Genomic DNA, 8,440 nt, shown 5'->3' on the forward strand with positions numbered 1-8,440 from the left:
CAAACCGGCAGCACCTTGCCGCCCGCGTCGGGGCCGAGAATGAATTCCACCCCACACGGAGGAAACATCATGATCACCTTGCGCAAATCCCAGGACCGCGGTTATGCCGATCACGGCTGGCTGAAGAGCCACCATTCATTCTCCTTCGCCGGCTACCATGACCCCGAGCACATGGGCTGGGGCAACCTGCGCGTCATCAACGAGGACCGCATCGCCGCCGGCACCGGCTTCGGCCGCCATGGCCACCGTGACATGGAGATCGTCAGCTACGTGCTCAGCGGCGAGCTGGCCCACCGCGACAGCATGGGTAACGTGCAGAGCATCCCGCCCGGTGACGTGCAGCGCATGAGCGCCGGCAGCGGCGTGATGCACAGCGAGTTCAACCACGCCGACAATCAAGAGACGCATTTCCTGCAGATCTGGATCGAGCCCGACCGGTTCGGCATCGCCCCCGGCTACGAGCAGAAGACCATTCCTGTCGAGCAGAAGCGTGGTGCCCTGCGCCTGGTGGCCTCGCCGGACGGCGCGCAGGATTCCGTGCGCATCCACGCGGATGCCAGTCTCTATGCCGGATTGTTCGCGGCAGGCGAACGCGCGGAGCTCGCGCTGGACCCTGCACGCAAGGCCTACGTGTTCCTGATCCGCGGCGCCCTCACCGCCAACGGGCAGCCCCTGCAGGCAGGCGACGCCCTGTTGCTGGCGGAAGAGAATGCCCTGGCACTGACTGACGGCCAGGACGCCGAAGTACTCGTATTCGACCTGGCCGCCTGAGGGTCAATGCCGCGCTCTTGAACCTCGATCGCGCTCGATCAGCGTCATTCCGGCGCAAGCCGGAATGACGGCGTTGTTCCAAGAGATGGCAAAACGCCCGACGACGGCCCTGCATCACCCCACCCACCCATGTACAGAGGAAACATCATGTCCCAATCGCTTCAGAACGCCCTTTCGCTGGCCGCGCGCCTGCTCATCTCGGTGCTCTTCGTGCCCGCCGGCTTCGCCAAGCTCACCGGCTTCGGCGGCACCGTCGGCTACATCGCCTCGGTCGGTCTGCCGCTGCCCGAGCTCGGCGCAGTGCTCGCGATCATCGTCGAGATCGGCGTCGGCATCGCCCTGATCGTGGGCTTCCAGACCCGCCTGGCCGCCCTGGTGCTGGCGGTGTTCACGCTGGCCGCCTCGATTTTCTTCCATGCCTATTGGGCTGCTCCGGCCCAACAGGCGATGGTGGTCGAACTGCTGTTCTTCAAGAACATCGCCGTGATCGGCGGCCTGCTCGGCCTGGCGGCTTTCGGCGCCGGCGGCTGGAGTGTGGACGCCCGCAAGCAAGCCTGAACGCCCCTCGCCAAGCCCCGCCGGCCATGCCGGCGGGGCTTTTTGTTACAAGTATCTTTTCGGGCGCTGCACCGTCACGTCGCGACAAGCATGAGGGTGCTTGTGCGCCCCTGGCTTGCAGCAAAGGGGCGGCGAGGGCAGGATTCAAAATCCTTGAACCCGGGAGCCGCTGATGCCCACGCCCCGCGATGTCCTCACGCCGGCCTCGCTGGCACTGCTGCAGTCGATTGCCGACACCGGCAGCTTTGCCGCCGCCGCACGCGCCAATGACATGGTGCCCAGTGCGCTGACCTACCGCGTGCGCCAGATCGAGGATGCGCTGGATGTGCTGCTCTTCGACCGTTCCTCACGCCAGGCCCGGCTGACCCCGGCCGGTACCGAATTGCTGCGCGGCGGCGCCAGCCTGCTGGGAGAGGTCGACGCCATCGCCAACCGCGTCAAGCGCGTGGCCACGGGCTGGGAGCCCCAGCTCACCATCACCGTCGACAGCATCATCGATCGCGCCACGGTGATGGAGCTGTGCGCCAGCTTCCTCGCCCTGAGCCCCCCGACACGCCTGCGGCTGCGCGCCGAAACCCTCTCCGGCACGCTGACCACGCTCACCTCGGGAGAAGCGGACCTCGCCATCGGCGTGGTGATGGACAACAACACCGCCACCGGCCTGCAACGCGAGCTATTGGGCACGGTGCATTTCGTCTTTGCCGTGGCGCCGCACCATCCGCTGGCGCAGGCGGCGGAGCCGCTGTCAGACGAACTCATCCGCCAGCACCGCGCCGTTGCGATCGCAGACTCTGTGCGGCAAGGCAGCCCGCTCACCATCGGCCTGCTCAGCGGGCAGGACGTTCTGACGGTGGCCGACATGCCGACCAAGCTCGATGCCCAGATCCGCGGGCTGGGTGTGGGTCTGCTGCCCACCTGCCTGGCGCAGGATTACATCGACGTCGGCCGCCTGGTCGCCAAACCGCTGGAGCGTGCCACACAGCAGATCCAGTCCAGCTACGCCTGGCGCAAACGCGGCCAGGCCGAACCCGGGCGCGCCCTGCAATGGTGGCTGGAGCAGCTGCAACGCCCCGTCACCCGCGCGGCCCTGCTGGGCGAGCGTCACCGGATCCGCTGAGCCCGGACCGACGCCTCGTGCGGCTTCGTACTCAAGCCTGCAGAACAGAACACGCCAGCGCCTCATCCGTGTGAGGGCGAAACCGCATCGGCCCCGTCTCGTGGCCATGCCGCCAGCACAGACTCCCTGCAGGTCGCGAACCATCCGGCCGGCCGCTGAGAAGCCTTGCCACGCACCAGCCACAGCGCGGCCACCGGGGCGAAGCCGGCGATCTCGATCACACGCAGTCGCTCGCGGCAGGGGCTCGCCTCCACCAGCGGGCGCGGCATGAATCCCAGCCCCAGGCCGTTGGCCACCAGTGCCAGTTGCAAGGCCGTGCCGAAACTGTCCGACACCACACGGATCGGAAAGCCCGCCTCTTCGAACAGCCGCTGCAGACTCAGCCGCAGCCCGCAGCCGTCGGGGTTGAGCACCCAGGGCCAATCCGCCAGATCCCCGACCCGGCATCCCCGCGCCTCGTCGAGCGGGAAATCGCGGGCGGCCACGACCACCAGCCGGAAACGATGGCAGGCCTCGGCCAGCAGCCCCTCGGCAAAACGCTGTGTGGGCGGCGCCACCACCACAGCGGCATCCAGGTCCGTGGCTTCGACCATGTCGAGCAGCCCGGGGCTCCAGCCTGTGAGCACCTGCGGCGACAGGGCGGGAAAGCGCGCTCGCAGGGCACCGAGCAGGTCGACCGCCACAGCCTCGGCCACCATCTGCGGCAAGCCCAGGCGGAACACATCCGCCGCGGGCAGGCCGGCATTGGCCACCGAGATCAGTTGCTCGCTCTCGCGCAGCACCTGCACGCATTGCTCGTAGATGCGGTGCCCCATCGGCGTGAGCCGGGGCGGACGTGTATTGCGATCGAGCAGCTGCAGGCCAAAGCTCTCTTCCAGCGCCTGGATGCGGCGGGTCACCGCCGGCTGGGGCAGACCGAGGGCTGTCGCCGCGCGTGACACCGACTCATGACGCACGGTGCAGACAAAGGCGTCGATGTCGTCGATCTTGAAGTGATAGGGTCGTTTCATCGTTCGCGAAGGGCAGAAGAGGCGAAAAGCAGGCGCGGCAAGCCACGGAGCAAAGGCGCGAGTATGCCTTCGGCAAGTTCATCGATAAATACAGAAACCACATATTGTTATCAAACATAAATCGTTTTTTGAATACAACACTCGCTCTACGATGACGCTTCCTTGTGCGGAGCCCAGGCCCTGCCCTCGTCAACCAGAAGCGTCCGAAGAGTCTGAAATGTCATTCCAAATGAATACAAGCGCGTCCACGATCGCACGCGTCATCCTGGCCGCCAGCCTGGTCGGCCCCTTGTCCACCCACGCACAGGACAAACCCTCCGCACCTGGCGGCGGCACGCTGGAACGGATCCAGAAAAGAGGCAGCCTTGTCGTCGGCGCCCGGCTGGATCTGCCCGGCGTGGTGCAGCTGAACCCGCTGACCAACGCGGTGGAAGGTTTCGATGCCGATATCGCACGCGCCCTGGCGGCCCGGCTCGGACTTTCGGCGGCCAAGGTGCGATTCACGGAAGTCCCCTCGGCCAGCCGCGAGACCGCACTCAACCAGGGGCTGGTGGACATCCTGATCGGAGCCTACGTGATCACCCCGAAGCGCCGCGCGCTGGTGGGGCAGGCCGGCCCCTACGTGGATGCACGCGCCTATCTCTACGTGCGCAGCGAGAACCGGCAAAGGTACAAGCGCCCCGAGGACATCAAGGGCAAGCGCATCTGCACCACGCCGACGGGCACCTCGGTGCCGGTCATCCAGCAGAACGAAGGCATCTTCATCCCCTTCGAGGATGTCAGCGCCTGCACGCAGCAGGTGGTCAACGGCACCGTCGACGGCAAGATGGGCAACGATCTCAACAACCTCGGCTTCGTGAAGCAGTACCCGGACCTGGTGGCGGCCGACGTGCCGGCGATGCGCACGGAAGGCTGGGGCATCGGCTTGAAGAAGGATGACATCGCCTTCTGCCGCTTCACTTCCGGCGCGCTGAAGGAAGTCGTCAGCAGCGGCGAATGGCAACGCCTGTGGGACAAGCATTTCGCCCCGCTGGGCGTGGCGCCGCAGAAACCCCCGGTCGTGGGCGACGAATGCTGAGCAGCCAGGCCCAGGAAACGACGCCATGCAGCTTCTGATTGCCAGCCTCGCGGAAATCGCGGCGGGCTTCCGTCTCACACTGCTGCTGTTTCTTGCCTCTGCCTGCCTGGCGCTGGTGGCCGGCACCGCGCTGGCCATCGCCAGCCTCCTCCCGGTGGGCATCCTGCGCAGGCTGGCGGCCGGCTATGTCGCGGTGATGTGCAACACGCCCGTGGTGCTGGTCTTCTTTCTCATCACCTTCGGCTTTCCGCAACTGGGCCTGCGCCTGTCCTTCTTCGTCTACGCCACGCTGGCACTCGCGCTGTACGAAGCAAGCTACATCTGTGAATCGCTGCGCTCGGGCTTCAACACCATCGCGCCCGGCCAGTCGCAGGCCGCACGCTCGCTGGGCATGGATGCGATCACGATGCTGCGCACCGTGTTGCTGCCCCAGGCGGTCGCCAACGCCATCCCGGCCATCGGCAACAACCTGATCTCACTGGCCAAGGCCACGGCGCTGGCAGGCTCCTTCGGCGTGGTGGAAGCCACCGCCCAGCTGCACCGCCTGACGATCGACAACCCCGGCGAAGTGTTCACCTTGTTCGCCGGTATCGCCTCGGGCTACGTCGTCCTCAACCTCGCCATCGCCGCCCTGATGCATTGCGTGGAATCCCGCATGGCGTTCACGCGATGACTGCCAGCCCTTTCTTTGACGCGCCCACGCCGCGTACCGGCAAATTCCTGCGCGGACTGGACATCGTCTGCGGCTGCGGCCTCGTGCTGTTGCTGGGGCTGGGAATCCACGCGCTGGCGCAGACCGGCCAGCTGCGTGGCGAGCTCTGGGCCCCGTTTCTCGAACCTGCGCTTTGGCGGCTGATCGGGCGCGGATTCGCCGCGACCCTGCGTGCCCTGATCGCCTGCACTCTGCTCTCCTTCGTCGCCGGCCTGCTGCTGGCCGCCCTGGGTAGCGCCGGGCCGCGATGGCTGCGCACGCCCCTGCGCCTGTGGGTGGAACTCTTCCGCGCGATCCCCTCGCTGCTGATCCTGCTGTTCGTGTTTTTCACCTACGCGGAGGCCTTCAACCGGATAGGCGTGACGCTCGCGAACGGCCTGGGCGACACAGCGGCAATGGTGCTGGGACTGGATCAGCTGCAGACGCTGGGACCGCTGATCGTGGCGCTGACGCTGTATCACGGCGCCCTCTGCGCCGAGATCATCCGTGCCGGGCTCAACGCGATCCCGCGCGGACAGATGCAGGCGGCCCGCGCGCTGGGCATGACGAGCTCCCAGGCCGTGCGCCTGATATTGCTGCCGCAGGCGCTCCACCACATGCGCCCGGCATTGCTTGCCGAAGCGGTACGCATCGCCAAGGCCACCGCACTGGGCTATGCCATCGGCTATCAGGAGCTGCTGCGCACCGGGCAGATCATCTCCACCGCCTTCCACAACGTCATCGCCGTTTCCCTGGTCATGATGCTGATCTACGGCTGCCTGTGCGGCGCGCTGTCCTGGCTGGCAAGCAGCCTGGCGCGAACCACGCCTGGCGGCCGGCTTGGATCGGCGTCATAACTCCTCTTTCCCCCTTCAGTACGCAGACACACCCCATCATGTCCGAACAGAACACCCCCGCTGCCGCAGATCCCCTGCTGGATCTGCTGCAAGACATCCCCGTCGCCGTCCTCTGCGATGCCATGGATCTCCTGGGCCTGCCCACGGCCTACCTCGACGGCCCGCTGCCCATCGTCGGCACGCGCTGCGCGGGCCGCGCCCACACCGTGGCCCGCATCCCGATCCCGCACAATGCCACCCAGGCCGAGGTGGAGCCTTCACTCTCACTCGGCGTGCAGATGGCCATCGACAGCGCCGGACCGGGCCAGATCATCGTGCTGGCCTCCGGCGGCGAACGGAACAACTCGATCTGGGGCGGCAACATGGGGCTTCGCGCGGCCGCACTGCAGGTTGCCGGCGTGATCACAGACGGCGCACTGCGTGACGTGGAAGACTGCAGCAGCCTGGGGCTACCGGTCTTCGCAGCAGGCATCAACGCACGCCGTTCGCTGAACCGCATGGTGTCAGCATCGGCCAACCTGTCGTATGTGGCGGCGTCTTCATCCGCGAGGGCGACATCATCGTCGGCGACCGCGACGGCGTGGTGGCTGTCGCCCCCGCACAGGCGGAAGTGGTACATGCCCGTGCGCTGGCCCTGCTCGAAGCCGAACGCAACATGCAGGACTACATCCGCGCCGGGCATCCAATGGTCGATGCCATCAAGAAGTTCAAGAATGCCAAGTAAGGAAGACCGATAATGCGCAATCAGCATTCCGCCCACGGCCGTCGTGGCCGATAGTCTCCGGAGCCAAAGCACATGCCCTATACCACCCTGATCCAGGCCACCGAACTCCAGCCCCGGATCGGCTCGCCGGACTGGCTCGTCATCGATACCCGCCACGCCCTGGCCGATCCGCAGGCCGGGCGCACCGCCTACGCCGCCGGCCATCTGCCCGGCGCGGTCTTCCTTCATCTGGACGAAGAACTCTCCAGCCTCAGGACAGGCCACAACGGCCGCCATCCGCTGCCGGCACGCGAAGTCTTCGTCGCCACACTGGCACGCCTGGGCGTGAATGCCACCACGCAGGTGATCGTGCATGACGCGCAGGACAGCGCCATGGCGGCCTCGCGCCTGTGGTGGATGCTGCGCTGGGTAGGCCATGAGGCCGTGGCCGTGCTCGATGGCGGCGTGGCTGCCTGGCTGGCGGCCGGGGGCGAGCTCACGCAGACCGTGCCGCCAGCCCGCGCACCCGGCGACATCACCTTGCGCGCCTCACTCGCCCCGACGGCGGATGCCGACGCGGTGCTCGCCAACCTGCGCACGCAGGCCCGGCTCGTCGTCGATGCCCGTGGCGCGGACCGCTTCCGGGGCGAGAACGAAACCATCGACCCGGTTGCCGGCCACATCCCCGGTGCCCGCAACCGCCCGTTCAAAGACAACCTGTTACCGAATGGCCGTTTCAAACCGGCCGCGCAGCTGCGCGAGGAATACCTCGCCCTGCTGCAAGGCACAGCGCCCGATGCCGTGATCGCCCAGTGCGGCTCCGGCGTCACCGCCTGCCACAACCTGCTCGCGATGGAAGCCGCGGGGCTCCCGGGCGCCAGCCTCTACCCCGGTTCCTGGAGCGAATGGTGCAGTGACCCGGCACGGCCGGTGGCCAAATAGAGAATAGGTTCGAGGCACTGCGGCATGCATGAAAAACAATGGTGCGCACGGTGCCCCCTACGCCCGATGCCATTAAGTCAGCACAGTGCCGTCATTCCGGCGAAGGCCGGAATGACGCCAATGGCAGGGGTTGAGCTTGACTTAATGGCATTGCCCCTACGCCATCCTGCCCACCTCCTGGCACCACTCGCAGCATCCCGCCTGCAAGACGGGTAGGGTGCGCCATGCGCACCACTCTGCCTGCAACCAAGCCAGTGGATTACAGCAACACCTGGTTTTCCGGGATCGCCTTGCCCCAGCTGTAAAGTCGGTAGGGCCGCGCCAGCGCCTGGTAGTAGGGATCGGCCTCGATGACTTCGAGGGCGCGCGCACGGGACTCCACCTCCAGCACCCAGAGCGCACCCAGATAGGGGCCGCCGGGCTCGTCGCGCAGGCCGCCGCCGATCACCAGCTCGCTGGCATATTCGCGCAGGTAGGCAAGATGCTGCAGCCTGAACTGCTGACGGATCTCGGCCATTTCGGGGGTGTCTTCAAAAATCGCAACGAAACGCATCTTAAAACCTATTCAAAGTTTGTAGCGAGAGGCTCTCAGCAGGGCGAAGAGCAGCACGGGAGCCGGAGTGTATAGGGATACATGAGGGCGCAGGCGGGGTTTCGCGCAGCCCGCTGCGCGCCGCCGTAGCCGGCTGGCTGTGCAAAGCCAGCCGTGGGCA

At 66.6% G+C, this 8,440-nt stretch carries 10 protein-coding genes; 8 read left to right on the forward strand and 2 right to left on the reverse strand.

Features of this window, described 5'->3' with window-relative positions; genetic code table 11:
• Nucleotides 1-69: 69 nt before the first annotated feature.
• The 3 genes from BGI27_RS07150 to BGI27_RS07160 all read left to right on the forward strand — a co-directional run bounded on the left by BGI27_RS07150 (nucleotide 70) and on the right by BGI27_RS07160 (nucleotide 2,446).
• Nucleotides 70-771 (forward strand): pirin family protein, encoded by a 702-nt coding sequence (locus BGI27_RS07150; RefSeq protein ID WP_095524199.1) that lies wholly within the window; start codon nucleotides 70-72, stop codon nucleotides 769-771.
• Nucleotides 772-918: 147 nt separating this feature from the next.
• Nucleotides 919-1,329 carry a DoxX family protein gene (locus BGI27_RS07155; protein WP_095524200.1) on the forward strand — a complete coding sequence of 137 codons (411 nt, stop codon included), beginning with the start codon at nucleotides 919-921 and terminating at the stop codon, nucleotides 1,327-1,329.
• 172 nt (nucleotides 1,330-1,501) lie between these two features.
• Nucleotides 1,502-2,446: a LysR family transcriptional regulator gene (locus BGI27_RS07160; RefSeq protein ID WP_095524201.1), complete on the forward strand. Its 945-nt coding sequence runs from the start codon at nucleotides 1,502-1,504 to the stop codon at nucleotides 2,444-2,446.
• 62 nt (nucleotides 2,447-2,508) lie between these two features.
• Here BGI27_RS07160 and BGI27_RS07165 read toward each other — a convergent pair whose 3' ends face one another.
• Nucleotides 2,509-3,456 (reverse strand): LysR family transcriptional regulator, encoded by a 948-nt coding sequence (locus BGI27_RS07165; protein WP_095524202.1) that lies wholly within the window; start codon nucleotides 3,454-3,456, stop codon nucleotides 2,509-2,511.
• Between the two features lie 229 nt (nucleotides 3,457-3,685).
• Here BGI27_RS07165 and BGI27_RS07170 point away from each other — a divergent pair, with 229 nt between their 5' ends.
• From BGI27_RS07170 to BGI27_RS07190, 5 genes are read left to right on the forward strand one after another with little or no spacing between them, the layout of a single operon-like run.
• Complete coding sequence (locus tag BGI27_RS07170; RefSeq protein WP_170942934.1) at nucleotides 3,686-4,534, forward strand: transporter substrate-binding domain-containing protein; 849 nt, start codon at nucleotides 3,686-3,688, stop codon at nucleotides 4,532-4,534.
• 25 nt (nucleotides 4,535-4,559) lie between these two features.
• On the forward strand, nucleotides 4,560-5,207 hold the full coding sequence (locus BGI27_RS07175) for an amino acid ABC transporter permease (RefSeq protein ID WP_095524204.1): 648 nt from the start codon (nucleotides 4,560-4,562) through the stop codon (nucleotides 5,205-5,207).
• On the forward strand, nucleotides 5,204-6,082 hold the full coding sequence (locus BGI27_RS07180; RefSeq protein WP_095524205.1) for an amino acid ABC transporter permease: 879 nt from the start codon (nucleotides 5,204-5,206) through the stop codon (nucleotides 6,080-6,082). The genes BGI27_RS07175 and BGI27_RS07180 overlap by 4 nt, the downstream gene beginning before the upstream one ends.
• 38 nt (nucleotides 6,083-6,120) lie before the next feature.
• Complete coding sequence (locus BGI27_RS18965; RefSeq protein ID WP_095524206.1) at nucleotides 6,121-6,819, forward strand: RraA family protein; 699 nt, start codon at nucleotides 6,121-6,123, stop codon at nucleotides 6,817-6,819.
• 59 nt (nucleotides 6,820-6,878) lie between these two features.
• A complete protein-coding gene (locus tag BGI27_RS07190; protein ID WP_095524207.1) occupies nucleotides 6,879-7,727 on the forward strand; it encodes a sulfurtransferase in 849 nt (282 codons plus the stop codon).
• 259 nt (nucleotides 7,728-7,986) lie between these two features.
• Here the strand turns inward: BGI27_RS07190 and BGI27_RS07195 are convergent, their stop codons facing one another.
• Nucleotides 7,987-8,280: a YciI family protein gene (locus tag BGI27_RS07195; protein ID WP_095524208.1), complete on the reverse strand. Its 294-nt coding sequence runs from the start codon at nucleotides 8,278-8,280 to the stop codon at nucleotides 7,987-7,989.
• Nucleotides 8,281-8,440 lie beyond the last annotated feature (160 nt).

Source organism: Candidatus Dactylopiibacterium carminicum, assembly GCF_014736495.1.
GTDB classification, from domain to species: domain Bacteria; phylum Pseudomonadota; class Gammaproteobacteria; order Burkholderiales; family Rhodocyclaceae; genus Uliginosibacterium; species Uliginosibacterium carminicum.